This is a genomic window from Cellvibrio sp. 25HG11W-0, from assembly GCF_057815475.1.
This window is the reverse complement of record NZ_CM174230.1, coordinates 4,257,737-4,278,488: the sequence shown is the minus strand read 5'-3', so window position 1 is coordinate 4,278,488 and position 20,752 is coordinate 4,257,737. Positions and strand designations below refer to the sequence as shown.

At 47.3% G+C, this 20,752-nt stretch carries 13 protein-coding genes; 7 read left to right on the top strand and 6 right to left on the bottom strand.

What is annotated here, in order from left to right:
• The first annotated feature begins 131 nt into the window (after positions 1-131).
• Together AC0KUT_RS17935 and pbpC are read left to right on the top strand one after the other, a co-directional pair.
• Positions 132-5,687: an alpha-2-macroglobulin family protein gene (locus AC0KUT_RS17935; protein ID WP_488831762.1), complete on the top strand. Its 5,556-nt coding sequence runs from the start codon at positions 132-134 to the stop codon at positions 5,685-5,687.
• On the top strand, positions 5,688-8,045 hold the full coding sequence (gene pbpC, locus AC0KUT_RS17930) for a penicillin-binding protein 1C (protein WP_488831761.1): 2,358 nt from the start codon (positions 5,688-5,690) through the stop codon (positions 8,043-8,045). It abuts the gene before it with no gap.
• A gap of 146 nt (positions 8,046-8,191) precedes the next feature.
• On the opposite strand, the gene AC0KUT_RS17925 is transcribed toward pbpC, so the two are convergent.
• The 3 genes from AC0KUT_RS17925 to AC0KUT_RS17915 form a co-directional block, all read right to left on the bottom strand.
• Positions 8,192-9,211 (bottom strand): cytochrome d ubiquinol oxidase subunit II, encoded by a 1,020-nt coding sequence (locus tag AC0KUT_RS17925; RefSeq protein ID WP_488831760.1) that lies wholly within the window; start codon positions 9,209-9,211, stop codon positions 8,192-8,194.
• A complete protein-coding gene (locus tag AC0KUT_RS17920) occupies positions 9,208-10,674 on the bottom strand; it encodes a cytochrome ubiquinol oxidase subunit I (RefSeq protein WP_488831759.1) in 1,467 nt (488 codons plus the stop codon). Before AC0KUT_RS17920 ends, AC0KUT_RS17925 begins: the two co-directional genes overlap by 4 nt.
• Before the next feature lie 132 nt (positions 10,675-10,806).
• On the bottom strand, positions 10,807-11,373 hold the full coding sequence (locus AC0KUT_RS17915; protein WP_488831758.1) for a GbsR/MarR family transcriptional regulator: 567 nt from the start codon (positions 11,371-11,373) through the stop codon (positions 10,807-10,809).
• 262 nt (positions 11,374-11,635) lie between these two features.
• On the opposite strand from AC0KUT_RS17915, the gene AC0KUT_RS17910 reads away from it, so the two are divergent.
• Entirely contained in the window at positions 11,636-12,943 is a 1,308-nt protein-coding gene (locus tag AC0KUT_RS17910) for a DUF2254 domain-containing protein (protein WP_488831757.1), read from the top strand.
• A gap of 58 nt (positions 12,944-13,001) precedes the next feature.
• On the opposite strand, the gene AC0KUT_RS17905 is transcribed toward AC0KUT_RS17910, so the two are convergent.
• On the bottom strand, positions 13,002-13,445 hold the full coding sequence (locus AC0KUT_RS17905) for a DCC1-like thiol-disulfide oxidoreductase family protein (RefSeq protein ID WP_488831756.1): 444 nt from the start codon (positions 13,443-13,445) through the stop codon (positions 13,002-13,004).
• A gap of 118 nt (positions 13,446-13,563) precedes the next feature.
• Between AC0KUT_RS17905 and AC0KUT_RS17900 the strand changes: the two genes are divergently transcribed.
• The 4 genes from AC0KUT_RS17900 to AC0KUT_RS17885 all read left to right on the top strand — a co-directional run bounded on the left by AC0KUT_RS17900 (position 13,564) and on the right by AC0KUT_RS17885 (position 16,171).
• The gene (locus AC0KUT_RS17900; protein ID WP_488831755.1) at positions 13,564-13,872 is read left to right on the top strand and encodes a metalloregulator ArsR/SmtB family transcription factor; all 309 of its coding nucleotides are present in this window, start codon (positions 13,564-13,566) and stop codon (positions 13,870-13,872) included.
• A gap of 42 nt (positions 13,873-13,914) precedes the next feature.
• Positions 13,915-14,367 carry a hypothetical protein gene (locus AC0KUT_RS17895; protein ID WP_488831754.1) on the top strand — a complete coding sequence of 151 codons (453 nt, stop codon included), beginning with the start codon at positions 13,915-13,917 and terminating at the stop codon, positions 14,365-14,367.
• Complete coding sequence (locus AC0KUT_RS17890) at positions 14,357-14,782, top strand: thiol-disulfide oxidoreductase DCC family protein (RefSeq protein ID WP_488831753.1); 426 nt, start codon at positions 14,357-14,359, stop codon at positions 14,780-14,782. The genes AC0KUT_RS17895 and AC0KUT_RS17890 overlap by 11 nt, the downstream gene beginning before the upstream one ends.
• A gap of 129 nt (positions 14,783-14,911) precedes the next feature.
• Complete coding sequence (locus AC0KUT_RS17885; protein ID WP_488831752.1) at positions 14,912-16,171, top strand: class I SAM-dependent methyltransferase; 1,260 nt, start codon at positions 14,912-14,914, stop codon at positions 16,169-16,171.
• Here the strand turns inward: AC0KUT_RS17885 and AC0KUT_RS17880 are convergent.
• Together AC0KUT_RS17880 and AC0KUT_RS17875 are read right to left on the bottom strand one after the other, a co-directional pair.
• Positions 16,168-18,750, bottom strand: coding sequence for a TonB-dependent receptor (locus AC0KUT_RS17880; RefSeq protein ID WP_488831751.1), 2,583 nt, complete (start codon positions 18,748-18,750; stop codon positions 16,168-16,170). The genes AC0KUT_RS17885 and AC0KUT_RS17880 overlap by 4 nt on opposite strands.
• A gap of 344 nt (positions 18,751-19,094) precedes the next feature.
• Positions 19,095-20,372: a glycerophosphodiester phosphodiesterase family protein gene (locus tag AC0KUT_RS17875; protein WP_488831750.1), complete on the bottom strand. Its 1,278-nt coding sequence runs from the start codon at positions 20,370-20,372 to the stop codon at positions 19,095-19,097.
• Positions 20,373-20,752 lie beyond the last annotated feature (380 nt).

Below are 20,752 nucleotides of genomic sequence, written 5' to 3'. Positions count from 1 at the left end.
GCCATTAGGATGTACCTATAGATTTCAATAATATTTGTCCTCGCCAACTGGAAGGTTTTATGAGTGTTAAACGTGAATTCAGCGCTACAACTGGGATGTTAACCAACTGTTTTTTAGTTAAAAGCTTTTCAATGAATAGCTTCCTTATCAACAGATATGTGGCGTTATTTTGGTTGCTTTGCTTTAGCGCACTTGTTACGGCGCAAAGTGCGCCGCCAGAGCCTCAAGCAGCGCCAGATTGGGCTGAGCATATTAGTCAGGTATCTGGGCCCTTGTTGTCCAAGGTGGATCAAATTCGTATAGGGTTTGTAAACCCTGTCGTGGGACCAGAGCAAGTTGGCAAGCGTGCTAAGGATATTATTACGTCATCGCCAGAGATTAAGGGAAAGGTCATTTTTTCCGCACTTAACGAAATTACGCTGGTACCCCAGCGCCCGCTCACTCCTGGTCAGAGCTATCAAATTGAAGTAAATACGGCGCAGCTCACCAATATTCCCCCCGCCTTAGGCACCTATAAGTTTACCTTTCATGTGCGTGAGCAAGCCTTAGATATTCACTTTGAGGGGTTGAATGTTAACTCTGCGAATGAAGGTGAATTTAATTTGCGCGGTAACTTGACGACCGCCGACTTAGCAGACCCTCAGGCCATTGAGTCGGTACTTAAAGCGCGCTTTTTGAATAAGGTAGTGCCCATTCTTTGGCGTCATCAAGAAAATGGATTGAATCACGGTTTTACCATTCTCGGCTTAAAGAAGGACGATATAGAAAACACTCTGAATGTGACTTGGAGTGGCAAGTCACTGGGTATTCCCGCTACGCTTGGTAGTAAAGATATAAAAATTCCTGCACGCACCGGTCTTTCAATCACCTCAATAGCGCCAGTTCAAGATACGCGCCGTTATATCGCCGTGTATTTTTCTAAGTCGCTGGATAAACGTCAAAATCTTAAGGGGCTGGTGCGGCTTAATCGCAAGGGCTATTCATTTGCAGTTGAATCCAACGTATTAAAAGTCTTTGCGGAAAACCAATTGGAAGGCCAGGTTAAATTAACCTTGGAGCCGGGCATTAAAGCCGCTGATGGCTCTAAGCTCGTTAAACAAAAAGTGAAAAGCCTGCTTTTTTCTGGCCAGAAACCTATGGTCAGTTTTATCGGTAAGGGCGTAGTACTGCCGACCAACGATCGCTTAACTATTCCATTTAATGCGGCGGGAGTATCTGCCGTACAGGTAACGGCGTTTGAGGTGTTCGATAATAATATCGGCCACTTTTTGCAAGAGAATACGCTGTCATCGAATAACAACCTCTATAGAGTCGGGCGCTTTTTGTGGCGTAAACGCATTCCCCTAACGGCGACTGATTTAAATAATACCAATCGCTTTGAATTGGATGCTACGCAATTGATGAGCGAGCACCCAGGTAGTTTGTTTCGCTTAGAAATTTCTGTGGCGCGTAAAGATTCAGTTTATACCTGTTCGGAAGCGGAAAATGCTGAAGCTATGCCCGCTGTTACGCCTTTAGAAAATGCGTCTGATGTCAATGTGAATGAATCGAGCGGTTGGGATTTTGCCGATGCCAATTACAACCCCTATCAAAATGCATCTTGGGCAGAGAGAGAAAATCCCTGTAAGGACGCCTATTACTATTATTCGAGCAGCATTAAAGCAGAGCGAAATTTTTTCTCCTCTAATATCGGCATGATTGCCAAAGAGGGTAGTGATAACCGTCTGCATGTAGTGCTAACCGATTTGCGTAATGCAACACCTTTGGTCGGTGCAAGCCTCAAGGTTATGAACTTTCAAAACCAAAGTTTTGCGCAGGGCGCGAGCGATGCTAACGGCATGCTGAGTTTAAGTTTGAAAGATAAGCCCTTTTATTTAGTGGCGCGTCAGGGTAAGCAAATTGGCTATTTAAAGGTTAATGACAATGCCGCTTTACCTGTTTCAAATTTCGATATTTCGGGTGAGCAGGTTAATAAGGGTGTTAAAGGTGTTATTTACGGCGAGCGCGATGTTTGGCGCCCGGGCGATAAAATTTATTTAACCTTTGTGTTACAGGATCGCGAGAAATTAATTCCCGCGAATCACCCAGTGACTATGCAGCTGTTTAACCCGCAAGGGCAAATTATACAAACGCTCAATAATGCCAGCCCCATTAATGGCTTTTATACCTTTACGCTGCAAACTGCAGAGGACGCACCTACAGGTACTTGGAACGCCAGAGCATTGCTTGGTGGCAGCGTGTTTACCCGCGCAATACCTATAGAAACCATTGTACCCAACCGCTTAAAAATGCAATTGGAGTTGGGGGAGCAGCCACTCTTGGCGAGTGAGCCCCTAGAAACCACGCTCTTTGCGCAGTGGTTACAAGGCGCTTCCGCCGGTGGTTTAAAAGCCGAGGTATCCGTATCTTTAGGCGCGCGCGGCACTGAATTTAAGCGCTATTCTGATTATGTTTTCGATGACCCTGCGCGCCAGTTTTCCGGTGTAAATCAAGAGCTTTTTAATGGCCTACTGGACGACGATGGCAATGCAGAGATTGAAGCTTCAATTGAGGTGGATAAGGAGCAAACCCCCGGTGTGTTAACTGCTCGCTTCACCACGCGCGTTTACGAGGAGAGCGGTGCTTTCAGTACCGGCTTCCAATCAAAAGAATTTTTCCCGTTTGATAATTATGTGGGTGTGCGTTTGCCCAAGGGCGATGCTGCGCGCGGCATGCTGCTAACGGATGTGGATCAAACGGTACAAATTGCTACCTTAGATACCCAGGGTGAACCGGTTTCTTTGGATGATGTGCAGGTGACGCTATACAAAATTTCGTGGGAGTGGTGGTGGGATAAAAACAGTCGCACTGTCGCAAATTTTGCCAGCAGTAGTTATCACACCAAAATTAGCGAAGGCGTTATTAATACTAAAAACGGTCAGGGTACCTGGACTTTCCAAGTTCACTACCCCGATTGGGGCCGCTATTTTGTGCGCGCCTGTGATAGTGATGGCGGCCACTGTTCGGGTAAAGTGGTTTACATCGATTGGCCGGGTTGGGCTGGGCGCGCACAGGAAGATGGTGCATCGGGGGCGAATATTTTGAATTTCTTCCCCGATAAAACGCAATACACCGTCGGTGAAACGGCGAAAATCCGCTTCCCTGATGCGACGCAAGGGCGGGCACTGGTCAGCATTGAAAATGGTATAGGGGTAATAGAGCAGCGCTGGGTGGAGTTCGGTAAAGACAATACTGAAATCAATTTGCCGATTACCTCGGCCATGTCGCCCAATGTGTATGTGAGCGTAACCCTGATTCAACCGCATAAAGATAGAGACAATGATCGCCCCATTCGTCTTTATGGTATTGCCTCGATAAAAGTAGATGACCCCAAGACGCGCTTAGAGCCACAAATTCTTGTGCCTGAGGAAGTGAAACCTGAAACAACGATTCAGGTATCTGTGTCGGAAAAATCTGGGCGCAGCATGACCTACACCCTCGCACTGGTGGATGAAGGTTTGCTCGGCATTACCAATTTCCGCACGCCCGATTTGCAAAAACATTTTTATGCCAAAGAGTCGCTAGGGGTAAAAACCTGGGACATGTTTGACTATGTGGTCGGCGCCTACGGCGGTGAGCTAGATCGGTTGTTGGCATTGGGTGGTAGTGATTATGCCACTGACAAAGAAGACGAAAACAACAAGCGCCGCTTTCCGCCGGTAGTGCGCTTTATTGGCCCCTTTACCTTAGCCGCAGGCGCTACCGATAAACGTGAATTTGCATTGCCGCAATATATTGGCGCGGTGCGCGTTATGTTGGTTGCCGGTAAAGATGGTGCCTATGGTTTAGCGGAGCAAAGTGTGCGCGTTACCGAGCCGCTTGCCATGCTTTCTACACTGCCGCGAGTATTATCTCCAGGAGAGGAATTACAAGTTCCTATAGATTTGTTTTTAACTGATGCTAAAACGCGCAGCGTGCAGGTGAGTGTTGATGCTGATGCGGATTATATTGAAAACCTAAATCCCGATGGTACTCAGGTTGAGTTTGAGCGCACGGGCGAAAAAATGGCCTTTCTAAATTTGAAAGTTAAAAACCGTTTAGGTAAGGCACATTTACATTTTACCGCGGCGGGCGGCGATCATACGGCCAACTCGGATGTATATATCGATATTCGCAGCCCCAATCCGCCCGCGGTAAAACTGGAACGTGTCGCCTTGGCGCCCGGCGAAAGTTGGGATAAGAACATTATTCCGTTTGGGTTGGATGGCACGCGCAAAGTTAAGTTAGAGGTTTCCACCAGTCAGCCCATTAATTTGCAAGGGCGAATGGATTATCTTATTCAATATCCTCATGGCTGTATTGAGCAGACAACCTCATCAGTATTCCCACAGTTGTCATTACCTAATTTGCTGCAATTAGATTCCGACCAACAGGCACGCATTAGTAACAACATTGCCTTGGGTATAGACCGAATTCGCAGCTTCCAAACTGCCGACGGTGGTTTTGCATACTGGCCGGGCAATGGCGAAACTAATTCCTGGGGCACTAACTATGCTGGGCACTTTTTGTTAGAAGCTAAGGCCATGGGGTATTTTGTGCCCGCAGAATTACTGTCGGCCTGGGAAAGTTACCAGCGTAAAAAAGCGGCGGCCTGGAATAAAGATGCCAGTGATAACTCCGCGCTCGATCAAGCCTATCGTTTATATACCCTTGCCTTGGCCGGCGCGCCAGATTTAGGCGCTATGAATCGCTTGCGTGAAATTAGTAGCCAGCTACAGCCGATTGATCTTTGGCAATTGGCGGCGGCTTATCAACAGGCCGGTTTAACCCCAACGGCGCTGGAATTAGTCAGCGCGCGTAATTTCGATGTTGAAAGCTATACCGCTGCAGACACCACCTTCGGCTCAGACTTGCGCGATAAAGCGATTATCTTAAAAGTGTTAGTGGGCTTAGATCGTTGGAGTGATGCGCAGGGTTTAGCAGACGAAATTTCCGGTTACATGTCAGGTGATCAATGGTATAGCACTCAGTCTGTTGCTTATGGGTTGTTGTCGCTTGCACAATTTAGTGGCAATGAAAAAAATGCGACCGACAAAATTGCCAGCTTTTATTATAAGTTTGGCAGCGAAGCTAAAGTTGCTGAGACACTGAGTAAAGCTATTTTCACGCGTGATTTGACCGTGCCGGAGGATAAGGGTGAAAAATTCAAACTGAAAAATACCTCAGAGCGCCGCTTGTTTTTAACTTTGGCGGTGCAGGGGGTGCCGCAGCACGGCGAAGAGCAGGCCGTCAGTCAAGGTTTGGATTTGAATGTTCTTTATACCGACGCCGAGGGTAAAACACTCGATGTTGAGCGCTTAGTGCAGGGCACGGATATTAGTGCGCGCGTGACTGTGACCAATACCAGCGGCTTGCAATTAAAAAATCTTGCGTTGAGCCACATGGTGCCTTCAGGTTGGGAAATTCATAACGATCGCATGAGTAGCGCTAGCCGTGCGGGTGGCAGTTATGATTTCCAAGATATACGCGACGATAGAATCAACACCTATTTCGATTTAATGCCTGGGCAAAGCCGTGAGATTAAAATTCAACTGAATGCCGCCTATTTAGGTAAGTTTTATTTGCCGTCAATCACCGTTGAGGCCATGTACGATGCCTCTAAGCGCGCGGTGGTTAAAGGCACTTGGGTGGAAGTTGTAAAAAAATAAATGCTTAAAGTGTGGCTGCGTAAACCACTTGTCATTGGAGTACTGGTGATAAGTGTTATTTTGGGCATCGTCTTCTGGCGATGCCTGCCTTCTCCGCTGTTCGACAGTCCCTACTCGGCGATCTTAGTCGATCGTCACGGCGAACTTTTGGGTGCAAAAATTGCGCTCGACCAACAGTGGCGTTTTCCAGAGGCAGAAACGGTGCCCGCTAAATTTCGTCTTGCGGCAACTACCTTCGAAGACAAACGCTTTTATCTTCACCCAGGGGTTGATCCACTGGCGCTGGCGCGCGCGTTTTATTTGAATATTAAAAAACAAAAAGTTGTTAGCGGCGGCAGCACTATATCCATGCAGGTTATTCGTTTGGCGCGGCAAAATCCTCCGCGCACTTACTATGAAAAGCTGCTCGAAATGTTGATGACCTTGCGTTTAGAATTGTCGTTTTCAAAAGACGAAATTCTCGCACTCTACGCCTCGCATGCGCCCTTCGGTGGCAATGTGGTGGGTTTGGATGCTGCGGCTTGGCGCTACTTTGGGCGCGATGCACAGCATCTTTCTTGGGCGGAATACTGCACCCTAGCGGTATTGCCAAATAACCCTGCACTGATTCATCTTGGTAGAAATCGCGCTGCATTAAAACGCAAGCGCGACGCACTGCTGGTGCGTTTGCATCAGCGCGGCGCTCTATCGGACATGGACTTACAGCTTGCACAGCTTGAATTGCTGCCAGTAAAGCCTAAGGCAATGCCACGCGATGCAACTCATTTGCTAGAAACGCTGGTGTTGCAGCAGGGCAAACCAGCGCGCTTTGTATCCACGCTTGATAAACAACTTCAGCGAAATGTGAATCGCATTCTGCACCTGCATGCGCGTGCACTGCGCAAACAAGCTATTGGTAACCTTGCAGCAGTTGTGCTTGATAATCGCACCTTTGAAGTGCTTGCTTATATCGGCAATACCGCGCCGAGTTCAGCTGAAGCGGCGGCACCCCATGTAGATTTAATTCAAAGCCCGCGCAGCACCGGCAGTATTCTTAAACCTTTTTTATATACCGCAATGCTAGAAAGCGGCGATATTTTACCCTCTACGCTTGTGAGTGATGTTCCCACCGATTACGGCGGCTATGTGCCGCAGAATTATGACAAAGCCTATCGCGGTGCAATACCCGCGCGCGAAGCCTTGGCGCGCTCGTTAAATATTCCGGCGGTGCGCATGCTTAATCGCTTTGGCGTAAGTCGCTTCTACGATTTTTTGCAGGGCGCGGGTATGTCCACTTTATTTCGCACGCCGACCGACTATGGTTTGACCTTGGTATTGGGCGGTGCAGAGGCCAAACTGTGGGATATAACCTCGCTCTTTGGCAACCTCGCCCATGTTGCGCGCGCGGAAACCAGTGCGCCCATTTATTTTCAAAAACCGAAATTACTTTTAAGTGATAATGCAGCAACACAAAAAATTGCTGAATACTCGCCTGCAAGCGCATGGCTAACACTGAGGGCGCTGGTGGAGGTGAATCGCCCCGGTGTTGAAGGCCACTGGCGCAACTTTTCCAGTTCGCGCCCCATCGCGTGGAAAACCGGAACCAGTTTTGGTTTGCGCGATGCCTGGGCGGTAGGCACAACTAACGGCTATACCGTTGGGCTATGGGCGGGCAATGCCGATGGTGAAGGTAATTCAGCCTTAACCGGTACTGCGACCGCAGCGCCGTCGCTCTTCGATATTTTTAATAGCTTAGAAACGACTGATTGGTTTGAACGGCCAACAGCGGATATGCGATTGGTGAAAGTCTGCAAAAATGACGGCTACCTGGCGTCGGATGCCTGTGTGTCCATGAATCAATGGATTCCTAAAAATAGTCACTTTCAGCAGATATCACCTCACCATCAATTGGTTCACTTAGATCAAGCGGGCCTTTGGCAGGTGCACAGCGGCTGCCAGCCTCTAGACAAAATGCAACACCTCAATTGGTTTGTACTGCCGCCGGGTGAAGCATTTTATTACCGCAAAAATCACCCCGAATATCGCCCGCTGCCGCAATTTCGGCGCGACTGTCAAAAATTGCTTTCCAGTGCGCCCGAGCACAATCCTTTAGAGTTAATTTATCCGCGCGAAGGCAGTCAAATTTATATTCCCACCGACTTAGGTGGCGTGCGTGCAAAAACGGTATTCAATGCGGCGAATGAAAATACCCAAGGAAAAATATTTTGGCACCTCGACAACGAATTTCTCGGCGCCACCGAAACCTTTCATCAATTTGCGCTGGACCTAATTCCCGGCGAGCACCAAATAACCTTGGTGGATGAGCAGGGGAATCGTTTGACGCACCACTTTCGGGTACTGGGAAAGGCGGATAATTGATTGATCACAATTGCTGTTTGTTGGTTATTTCGGAAGTTTGCGAGCAAATACTATTCGCTGAGTGCTTAAGCTAAAAACCCCAGTTTTTCAAGCTGGGGTTTTTTATTTTTAGCCAGCTAATTTTTTGGTGGACTTATATTTGCGTGTTAATAGTATTTAAGTTGCGTCGCTTTGCCCCAAAATATTTTGTAAGAGATGGCGGTGTAAACCAGAATGGTAGGCAGTACGATTAGTGCACCATATAGGATAAACATGAGGGACTCCGAGGCGCTTGCCGCTTGCCAAATATCTAATTGGTTGGGTACTACGTAGGGGAAGAAACTGTAGGCTAAACCGATAAAGCTGAGTAGGAAAATCATTGCCGCTGCAGCGAAGGGAATCCAGCAGCCAAAATCCTGCGGGTAGGGGAAGCCTTTTAAGTAGCGATCTACAATAAAAAATAACACCGCGCAAAACACGGGAATCACCAGTAGCAGCACTATCAGCGGGCTACCAAACCATTTGGCAAAAATGGCAGGGTTAATTAAGGGGTTTACAATGGATACTGCCACAATGCCCAGCGCCATAAGCCAGCCGCATTTGCGCGCCCAGCGCGCGGCGCGCAATTGTAATTCCCCTTCGGTTTTCATGACCAGCCAAGCTGCACCTATAAATGAATAGCCTGCGGTAACACAAATAGCACTGAGGCTTGCAAACAGATAGGCGGCTAAGCTCTGCTCAAACCCCATAACATAGATGCCGAGCATATAGCCTTGCGAGAGCGTTGCGAGGAGCGAGCCCGTTTTAAAAATAGTGTCCCACAGGTTTTTATGATCCTCTGGTGCTTTAGCGCGAAAATCAAAGGCGACACCGCGCAAAATTAATCCAGCAAGCATGATAGTTACGGGTAAATAGAGGTGAAATAAAATCATGCTATGTGCAGCGGGAAATGCAATTAAGAGTAAGCCGATACCCAGCACTAGCCAAGTTTCATTGGCATCCCAAAATGGGCCTATGCTGGCGATCATGGTGTCGCGCTGAGCCTCGGAGTCTTTAGGCAATAAAATACCTACCCCTAAATCATAACCATCAAGTATGGCGTAGATAAAAAATGCCAATCCCATAAGCCCTATAAAAATGATCGGCAACCAAAAATCTTGACCACTGAGCTGTGTAATATCTGTCATGACTTTTCTCCTGGGTTGGTCCTTGGTTGCTGAGTTGCTGGCTGGCTGGCTGACGTTGAATTTTGAGGAACTTGCGCGTTGATCAGTTGCTCTTGTAGGGTTTCGACTTCATCGGCGCGGTCGACCAATACTGATTTTCTCGCCATTAAAAACAGGGTGCGCACATAAGCAAAAAGTAAAAGTGCGTAGAGCGTTAAATAAATACTAAGAGAAATACCTACATTACTCGGCGGAGTTTTGGTGACTGCGTCAGCAGTTTTTAATACGCCAGTAACTAACCAAGGTTGGCGGCCGATTTCGGTCACGTACCAGCCCGCGAGTGTGGCGAGCCAGCCGGAGAAGGTCATGGCTACAAATACTTTTAGTAGCAAGGGTGAAATTTCTTTGGCGCGGCCCTTAAACCCCGAGAACAACTGCCAGCAACCTAGCCAGCTCACCAGCAGCATTAAAACGCCTAAGCCAACCATGATGCGAAAGCCGTAAAACAGCGGCTTAACTGGAGGATGAGCATTGGCGAATTCATTGAGGCCTTTCAGTTCGCCATCGAGTTTATGGGTCAGAATTAAACTCGCCGCCTTAGGGATTTCAAGGGCGAAGAGGTTGCTTTGGGTTTTTTCATCAGGTACTGCAAACAATATCAGCGGCGCGCCTTTTTCGGTGTGCCATACCGCTTCCATTGCCGCTATTTTCGCGGGCTGATGCTGCAGCGTATTCAAGCCGTGCATGTCTCCCAATAAAATTTGTAAGGGAATTAACAGCGCGGCTGCAACTACAGCGGTTTTTAGTGCGAGACGCGGTGCGGGTTTGTGATCACCTTTTAATAGCCGATACGCAGACAGCCCTGCAATTAAAAAGGCTGCAGTTAGGCCTGACGCTACCACCATATGTGCAAGGCGATAAGGCATAGAAGGGTTGAAAATAATTGCCCACCAGTCAGTAGGAAAGGCTTTAAGACTATCGCCAACTTGACGCATTTCGAAACCGACGGGTGTTTGCATCCAAGAATTAAGAGCAATAATCCAGAAGGCAGACATACTGGTGCCGACGGCAACCAAAAGTGTTGCAAGCGTATGGATGCGATTAGAAACGCGCTTAATACCAAACAACATAATACCGAGAAAAGTTGCCTCGAGAAAAAAGGCCGTCAGCACTTCATAGCCAAGCAGTGGCCCCGCGATGTTGCCCACGGTTTCCATATAGCCCGGCCAGTTGGTGCCAAATTGAAAGCTCATGGTAATACCGCTGACCACACCCATCGCAAAGGTGAGTGCAAAAATTTTCACCCAAAAACGATAAGCGCGCATCCATACATCATCGCCGCTGCCGTTATAGCGCAGTTTGAAATAAACCAAAAACCAACACATGGCAATGGAGATGGAAGGAAATAAAATATGAAAGGAAATGTTTGCAGCAAATTGAATACGCGAGAGTATGAGTGTATCTATTACGGCGGGTTCGAGCATGGTGTACCTCGATGAAGAAAATAAAAATCCTTCTGGGTTGGTCAATCTTAAATGTGCTGTGCTGCAATGGTGATTGTGAGGAGCCTTGTGCGCGCGACTCATTCAATCTCAGCGAATTCAGCTTACTTCCAATTACTTTGTTGAATCTTTTTTACCACCTAAAAAACGGTCTTTCATATCCAGCACCTTGCCGATATTACTGCCCAGTTTGAGCAGCTTGGAGAGCTTGGCTGAATCTAAGCGTTGAATTTCGGTGGTCCAGAGGGTGAGCATTTCAATCAGTTCATGCATTTCGCGCATGCGCTGTTGTGCATATTCCTCTTCGGCATTGGCTGGTTTTTCGATCAGTAAATTGCGCAGTGTGCTCAGAGTGGGGTCAATTTCACGCTTGCGGCGCTGTTCTATAAGCGTTTTGGCAATGTCCCACACATCGCCAGGTGCCGAGTAAAACTCTTTGCGCTCGCCGGGGCGGTGCTGCAGCTTCACCAACTCCCAAGATATTAATTCTTTTAAACCCATACTCACATTAGAGCGAGATATGCCCAGCGCCTCGGTCATATCGTCTGCACAGAGCGGTTCTTCACTCAATACCAGCAGGGCATACATCTGTCCTACGGTGCGGTTAATACCCCAGCGACTACCCATTTCGCCAAAGTGGAGAATGCAGGATTGGATCATGGGTGTTAGGTTGCTTGGCATTATGTTATTTCCTGGTTTTCAGTATTTACTGAAATTACAGAAATATTTGATATTGGTCAAGGATCAGTTGTATAAAGCTTGTTAATGGTGCGGAGGTAGCTGGGTCACATTGTCTTCAATCGGGGTGGGCTATGGTATTCCAGCATTCTCTTGTTAAGTTTGGGAGAAGAGATTAATTTGTTTGCAGCAATCTTGGTGCTGTAGTCGTTATAGTCTATTTGAGCATCAAAATTTCGGTAAAAAGCCGTTAAAAGGAGAATAAATGAAAGATCAGTTTAGATTTCTGTTGCGCCGTATGGGCGAAATGCTTTGGGTAAAGCCCTTGTTTATTTGTATTCTCTCCATTGCGGTTGCATTTCTGGCAAAAATGGCAGACCAAATGCCTGTGTTTGAGTTAACGCCGGAGGTTTCCTCGGAGTCTGTTGAGACGCTATTGTCGATTATTTCGGCGAGCATGTTGGTGATTGCGGTATTTGCGGTAGGGTCAATGCTCTCGGCGTATCAGTCGGCAAGTAATGCTGCAACGCCACGCTCTTTTTCTTTAGTGATTGCAGATGACGTTTCGCAAAATGCACTATCTACTTTTATTGGCGCCTTTATTTTTAGTATTGTGGCGCAAGTGGCCTTGATGAATGGCTATTACAATAATGCGGGCCGTTTTGCGCTTTTTGTTCTCACCACTACTGTTTTCGCCTTAGTGATTTTTAGTTTTATTCGCTGGGTTGATCGTATTGCCCGCTTGGGTCGCTTGGGTACTGTTATTGAAAAAGTAGAAGCAGTGACCGAGGCCTCTTTGCGCAGGCGATTAAAACAGCCGGTTTTACGCGGTGTAAAAGCTGAAGGTCGTACCGATGGATTGGCGATCTATAGCGCGCACATCGGTTATATCCAGCGCATTGATATTGCCGCCTTGCAGTCCTTGGCGGAAAAAGAAGATTTAAATATTGAAGTGGCGTCACTCCCCGGTAAATTTGCAACACCGGATATGCCCTTGGCATATCTTCGTGCTGCTGCAGATTCAGAAAATACGTTGGTAGATCAAGAGAAAATAAATTGTGAAAAATTCGCCAACGCTTTTGTTATAGGGAAGAGCAGAACCTTTGATGACGATCCTCGCTTTGGCCTTATAGTACTATCTGAAATAGCAAGTAGAGCGCTATCGCCTGCTGTAAATGACCCAGGTACCGCCATAGGCATTATTGGGTCGTTAGTGCGCTTGCTCGCACCCTGCGCGCAAGCGGGGCGTGATACTAGTGAAGAACCGGAAGTTAGTTTTGATCGTGTAGCTGTTCCTGAGGTGTATTTGGGGGATATGTTTGATGATGCCTTTAACCCCATAGCACGGGATGGTGCAGCAGTAATCGAAGTTATTATCCGCCTGCAAAAAGCCTTGAGCACATTGGCATCGCTCGGTAATGAGCAGATAAAGCTGGCTGCTATCGAGCAGGCGCAATTGGTTTTTGCGCATGCAGAAAAATCACTGCGGGTGGCCGAGGACTTAAATAAGTTGCACAGCGTCTCGGGCTTTATTAAGGATTTTAAGGCGCATCATTTAGCGCATCAGGTTTAAAAAATGTGAGTAGTGAGCAGCGCATGCGTACATTTTTTTGTTAGCGTTTCGTCGCAGGTTAAGGTCGCGACTTAAGGTTTTCGATATAGTGAATCCCTAATAATTTGAGCAGCAATGTGCGAAACGCTTTACCAATAGGGTAAACAATGGCTGCCCCAATATGGGTGCTAAAGAGGTAATAATTAATACGATTAAAAATACCTGATGGCGTGCTGAGTAAGGTCAGCAAGTGTATGGCGTCAGGTCCATAGTAGATGGCGTTTTTAAATTTGAGCACCATGCCTTGATCTATATCGAGCCCTAGTTGTGTTATTTCATCCATCAAGGGACCGGGTAAGCGAGCATCCACTAAGTGGAGTTGGCCAACGGCAGCGCGAATGCGTATATATTTGCAATAAGTGGTGCATACAGGGCATTCGCCATCGTACACCAACCATACATCATGATTTCCTTTCTCGTTCTTTGCATTAGCAATTGTTTTGCTGTTCATGTTGCTATTCATGTTATTGCTCCTGATTTTCTACGGTAGCTATTGTATGTATTTGGTGTATGAGGCTAGGAATGTGCGCCGACTCATGTTAGCTTATACATTAATTAACTAAATAGCTAAATATATAATTATGAATATAGATCGTGTATTTGAGGCTCTGGCATCGACGCCGCGACGGAGAATTCTGGCTTATTTGTCGGAAGCCTCTATGACGGCGGGAGAAATCGCTGAGCGCTTTGACATGAGCAAGCCTTCATTATCGAAGCATTTAAAAGTGCTAGAGCATGCAGGCCTCGTCACCTATGAAAAAAAAGGTCAATTTGTTCACTACCGCCTTGCGGATGACAACATGGTAGCCAAGCTCCACAATATGATCGCCACTTTTTGCCCCGAGGGTAGTCAGTTGAAAAAAGAAAGTAAGGCGAAAACGAAGAAATAATCTAAGGCGATTTTTAATAGTCAGTGCAGAGCAATAAATTTTATGCGGAAATTATTAATTTCATGGCTGTATTTTCTGGGCGTCGCCCACTTTTTGTGTGGTGTGGGTATGACTTGGTTTAGTGAGTATCCTTGGTTAGCTGATTACCACACGACAGTGTTAAGGCTGTTCTATCTCGATGCGGCGGTGTGGGAGGTGAAGGCATTGCAAGTCTGGTGGGTGTCATTGTTTGGTGCAACGCTACAGGCATTTTCACTTTTTATGTTGCTGCTTATTTATTTGGGCGATCGTTTTCACCTGCAAGCTGTGTGGTTGGGGTTGGCTGTTGTTATCTTAGTTTGGGCGCCGCAGGATATTTTTATTTCTGTACAAAAGTATGCATGGTTGCATTTATGGGTTGATCTTGCCGCTGTTTGCGCCATAGTGCCGCCATCGATTTATTTGTGGTGGCTGGATCGTACTAGGCAGCATAAGGGGTCATTCAATGGAGAATAAGCTCCCGCCTAACGTAAGTGATGGCGATCAAATCATACTCTTTGATGCGGTGTGCAAACTATGTAATGGCTGGAGCCGTTTTATTATTCGTTTTGATAAAGAGCATCGGTTTAAACTTTGCTCTGTGCAATCCGAGCAAGGTCGGGCAATTTTGCAGTGGTTTGATTATTCGCTTGATCAGTTTGAGACTATGTTACTTGTGCAAGATGGGCGGGCTATAGCAAAAAGCAACGCGTTTTTAGAAATAGTTAGGCAGCTGCCACTTCCCTGGTCCTTGATAAGTGTGCTGAAGGTGTTTCCACAGGTGATACGTGATTGGTGCTATGACCGCATCGCATTAAATCGTTATGTGTTATTTGGAAAGTATAATTATTGTATCTTGGCACCTGCAGACCATAAACAGCGATTTCTCTAAACGGTAGATAGTTCGGTTAAGGATGTAACGCTATAAGTTAAAATGAAGGCAGTCTAAAGATCGTCATTTTGAATGGTCTTATTCGAAGCAAGAAGTATCGCAAAAAATATGTTTAATTAAGCCCTAGCTATGTTCCCACTGCGAGTGGTTGAGCGGATTAAAGAGATAGACATGACGATTGATAGCTCCATTACTGATGTAAATAAATTTCTTGCCGACTGCCAGTCGGCATTTACTGCCGATACCTTACAGCGTTTAGTCTTGTCTAAATACAAAGGTGTGGATGTCGATCTAACGCGCATAACTATTCGGCCCGTGCAAATTAAAGAGCAAAAGCTGCTGTCATTTGTGTACGAATACCGGACGAATCATGTCACAAAAAATCTGGCATTGAATGAGGCTGTCGTGCAATTACAGGAGTGGCTGGGGCGCGATTTCCACAATGCCCATATGATTACTCAAGGCTGGGAAACTCAGCTGAGTTTTAGTAAGAAGGGAAAAGTGCTCATTAACAGAAATCGCAATAAAAGTGCAGCGGCAACGATTGAGGAAGATGCTGAGCCTAGGGATCTTGCGCACAATCGTGCTAAGTTTCGCTATGTGGATCAGGCTCGTCCTTATTTGCGCGAGCTAGGAATTACTGATAGCAATGGACAAATTATTCCGGCTATGTCGCGCAAGTGGAAGCAGATTAACAAGTTTATCGAGGTGCTATCCAAAGCTATAGATCAAACTGGTTTGGCGGAGCGCGGTGAAATCCATATTGCCGATTTTGGCTCTGGCAAGGCTTATTTAACTTTTGCGGTGCAGGATTATTTGAGTGCTAACTTAGGTACAAAGGCGCAGGTTACTGGTGTAGAGCTGCGTCAGAACTTGGTTGATCTGTGCAATCAAACGGTGCAAAAATTATCATTGCAAGGGATTAAATTTGAACAGGGCGATGTGCAGCATTTTAAGGCTCAGGCGATTAATATCATGATTGCGCTGCACGCCTGCGATGTGGCGACAGACTATGCGCTGCACATGGGGATTCGCACCGGGGCGGACATTATTATGTGTTCGCCCTGTTGCCATAAACAAATTCGCCCGCAATTAAAAAGCCCTGCGCTGCTGGCGCCACTGCTGCAACACGGTATTCATTTAGGTCAAGAAGCAGAGATGGTGACTGACGGCCTGCGCGCTTTGCTGCTGGAGGCAAACGGTTACGATACACAGGTTTTTGAGTTTATTTCGCTGGAACACACCAGTAAAAATAAAATGATTCTCGCACAAAAGCGCAAAGCCCCGCGTGATACCAGTGAAGTTTTGTTGCAGATTGCGGCGATTAAAGATTTTTATGGGATTAAAGAGCAGTGCCTCGAAACTCTGTTACATACTTCTGCTGGTTAAAACTCATATTTTAGGGCGAGCCGAAAGCGGCGGCCAAAAATCGCGCGCGCCAAAAAAACATTGGAGCCTGCGTCTGCGCTTTGTATTTCACCGGCGCGCGGGTTGCCTTCAGTAAGCCCCTCGGAATTAGTAATGTTATCGATATAAGCATAGAGCTTGAGTGCTGCGGATAGCTGATATTGTGCAGAAATGTCAATTAGATCGTAGGCCGGCAGCACAACGCTATTGGCGGTATCTACAAAACGCTTGCCTGCGTATTCATAAGCCAGCTGTAGGTGCAGTTTATCGCTCAGTAAATTCACGCCCGGCACTAGCCGAAAATTCCACTTGGGCACACGCACTAAGCGATTGCCAGAGTAATCCGTTCTTATTAATTCGCTGGCGGAACCATTAACTGTATTGGTAAAGGCATAGTTCCTGTAGCGGGCATCTTGCCAGGTAGCACTGAAGGCGAAATCAACGTACGCGCTTGGCGTAATTCTTCCTTCCAGTTCTAGGCCCTGAGTCTTCGTGGTGGCAAACCCCACCTGTGTGATGGGCTGATTAGTGGTGGGGCTGTAGACACTGCTGTTGTTAGTAACATTGTCATAGGTGGTGTAAAACAGCGTCGGATAAAGTTGCCAATACTCGCTGGTGTATTTGTAGCCTATTTCGCCCAGCAACATGGTCTGGGTGAGTTGGGTGCGTGCTGTTTCATTGGGGATAAAGCTGTTTAAGCCAGGCAGGCGATAGGTTGGGGTAATACGTGCAAAAATACCGCTGTTAGTATTGAGTTGGTAATTGGCGCCGAGCGTCCAACCTGTATCGCTAAACGTGCGAGAGAAATGCGTGTAGTCCCCTGTGGAGGCAATCATTGAGCGGGTACTAAAGCTGCCTTGGTTGAGCGTGCGCAGCACAGGTGACTGGCCGCTGGTCTCGGCTCGCTCCCAGCGTATGCCGGAGTCGATACGCCATTGGTCGCTGAGCTGCCATTCATCGGAGATATATACGGCATGGCTCAGCACCTTGGCTTGATCATCGCCGTAGGCGCTACTCTGTTTTAAAACACCCATGGCATCGGTGAGTTCTATACGTTTGCTGTCACCGTTTAGTGCCGTTATTCCCAGCAGCGGCGCTTGGTTGTGCGCAGCCATTAATACTTCTGCCCCTATAGTTTCATAGTTTTGATGGTAGTTAGAGTAGGTGTAACCGAAGCTGAGGTCATGGGTTTGTGACCCCCACTCAAATGTGCGGTGTAGTTGTACGTCATTGCTCAATTCCTTTAGCGCAGCACTGTTGTTACCTATGCGCGCGGTCATGAGTAAGTCATTGCCGGGTGCGTAAGCCAGACCTGAGTTCGCATAAATCAATTCGAGTTGGCTGGCACCATACTGCGCAGCAATGGGGGTTTGACCTTGGAGGAATGTGCTGGTACTCGCAACGGTAACTGGCGAGACATCGTTGCGTTGCGATGCGGTATCCGAGAGGCGCAGTGTGTTGCTCATATGCCAATCAGAGGCCAGCTCTTGTTCCAGTTTGATGCTGAGTTGATCTCGCTGTACCTGAGTGCCTTCGGCGCTGTTAAATAGGTAGTTGCTGCCATCGGTGCGCTTTATCGGGATTTTTTGGAATTCGGGGCCAACATAGTTGCCGCTGGCGGCGTCGTAGCCGGCGACAGAGTTAATACTGCCATCCGCGTTTTTTTGCAGGGGGCCGTCAATGTAAAAAGGAACTGTGTCGTCCAGATGTTTAAGGTCAATATTGATGTTGCCCTTGTCCCAGTCGCGCGCTAAGCCAATACGCAGTTGCCCGCCCTGATAAGCGTTATAGCCTGGGTCGCGCAGACCTTCGCCTTCGCGGTAAAAACCGCCAATACTGGCCTTCCAACCATTGCTTAACGGTGTGCCATACCAAAAGTCGGCGCGGGTTAAATCATCATCACCGATAGAGACTTTAACTAGGCTGGATGCCGTATCGCCTACGCGCCGGGGAATAAAATTAATCACCCCCGCTGGTGCATAAGCGTAAAACGTGGAGGAGGGGCCACCGCGCACAATTTCAATGCGCTCAATGGTTTCATCGAGACGAAAGCTTTGATCGCTGGTCATACCATTGGGGTAGGGGTCGTGCTGTACCGGTATGCCGTCTTCCAATAGGTTGACTGATTGAAAGCCGCTGTTGGGTATGCCGCGCGCGCGAATATTTTCACTGGCATCGCCGCCAGAGCCTTCAATCCAAAAACCGGGTACTGCTTTTACCGCATCGACTACTGAACTGGGAGCCTGCATACGCAGTGTTTTTGCATCGATGCGAGTGATGGAGTAGCTGGTGTCGACTTTGGTGCGCTCACCGGAGCCTACGCGGCCAGTGGCCACAGTAACTTCCAATAATTCCTGCAGTGACATATGAAATAGCTCGTTGTCGGTCGGAGCGGCAGCTAGGGCATGGGGAGTATAGGTTGCGGTAAGTCCGAGAGTAATAAGCGGTAGGCAGAGTTTAAGCAGCTGCTGAGGCATGCGAAGTGTTTTTGTGGGATTGCCCAGCGCTGCTCGCGCGCTGCAATAGGTGCGGCCTGCTAGGTGCTTTATTTTTATAGTCATGTGGAACCTTGATTGTCGTCTAGATTAGCAGTATGCAAATTCCAGTATAGACAAGCATTGTGTTTAGTCGCGCTTTTATGTTGTTGATTGCTTTGATTATTTAACGCGGGTATTTATATTTAATATGTTGTTTTTGGTGCCAATTTTTTGGTTTTAAATGTTGTAGAAAAGGCTTGTTTTGGCGAGGATTTTTTGCTGTCAGAAAATTGCGTAAAATTATTATTTGATCGAAGGGCTCGCGGGTACTCTATTTAATAAGAAAGATTGGGTAGATATTAATGCGCCAAATTAACCCTCGCAGGAGGGGTAGTTTGGCGCATATATTGTTGTTGATTTAGTGCAGCTTAGCGTTTATTCATGCAGCTAGCGTAATAACTCACGCTCGCCGGCCAATCTGAAAACACACCTATGACACCTACATCTTGTACTAGCACATCGAGTGCGTCCATCATGTCGCCGTCATTATTTAACGCTGAATTTATGGTTTGGTAGTACCAGCCGCCGCCATTTTTTAGAGGGCCAGCGCGTTCAAATGACCAGGTAATAATATCTAGGCGAGCCGCTTTTGCATTTTGCGCGTAAACAGAAGGAATAATTTTGTTGTTTTTATCTAGTGCTAACAATGCCCAAAGTGGCGGTGCGACTATATTGAAACCCTCGTCGGCGTAAAGCTGTAGGTCTGTTGCGCTGGGAAGTTCGCTCGGGTCGTTGGCATCATCTAAGTAAACGGCTTGTTTGCCAAAGTCGGGGTTTTTACTGATCCAGTAGCGAATGTCTTGAATGTCAAATGATTGCGCCCATACGTCGCGCGCTTTGATGCCTGCAGCGCGATATTCATCGATCATTTGCTGGGCATACATGGCTTGGGTGTAGGTTCCTTCAAAAGGCATAGGCACGCTAGCTGATTTTAATTCTGGGGTGAATTTCACGCCTAATTTTTTTAATAGTTGAATACTTTCTTTGTGGCTTAGCAGTGTGCCTTTGTTTGCATATAAATCGGTGCGCCATGCGGCTGTGCCTTGTAAATATTCAGCAGGGGTGTTGGCTTTCGGGTTGGAGGCATCCATTTTACCTTGTAGGCTTTTAAATTCCGCGAGGGTGATGTCTGATGCGCAGCAAACTGCGCTGGCGGGTTTACCGGTAATAGGGTCATAAGGTGAAAATGGCTGGCTGCATTTTGCGGCCAGTGCTGGCACGGCGAGAATATTGGTGGTGGTGTGCAAATCGCATTGCGAATGGCGACATACCAGCTCTTTGTCTTTGGTGAAGGTGACATCGCACTCGACTATACCGGCGCCCATTTTGGCGGCGGCCTCATAGGATTCTTTCGTGTGTTCAGGAAATTGTAGTGGTGCACCGCGATGGCCAATAGAAAGCTTGGTTTTTTTGAACGGCCCGTTAGCGCAACTTTGCAGTTTTCGTTTGAGCGGGCTTTCGTCCATGTCTTCAACTAAATAAAAAGGGCGCGGGCCGAGCTGAATGGTGTCATCGCCATTTTTTTTATCATTGTGTTGAGGCTTGCGGTCATAGCGATCATTTTTATCGCTATGCGCCAGTGTGGTTAGGGGGATGAACATCAAACAAAATGCCAAGCAGGATAGCCGTGAGAATAAAGGTCGCATACTAAACTCCGTATAAATTGAGGTGAACAACTGTACCTAGGGCAGGTAAGGTCAGACCCTAACGGCTTAATGTGAAGTTTTTGGGCAGCTTTGATGACAACTTGAGGTCGCCATTGTTTTTTGCGAACTCGCGTTAGGTTTTATGGGGGATGTTTTTTAATGGTGGAGAGAAAAAGCCACCGCACCCTTGAGGTGTCCGTGGGGACTAGGTGCGATGGCGAAAGCGACTCCCGCTGTTAACAACTTATGGCTGATAGGTTGCAATGGCTGGAGTGTGTGGAAGCGAGCCTGCGTGAACAGGCTCCATAACATAAACAAACCTAAGCGTGGTATTCAAAGGTTTGATTTCCTCGGGGTCGGTAATGCACCCTAAGGCCAAA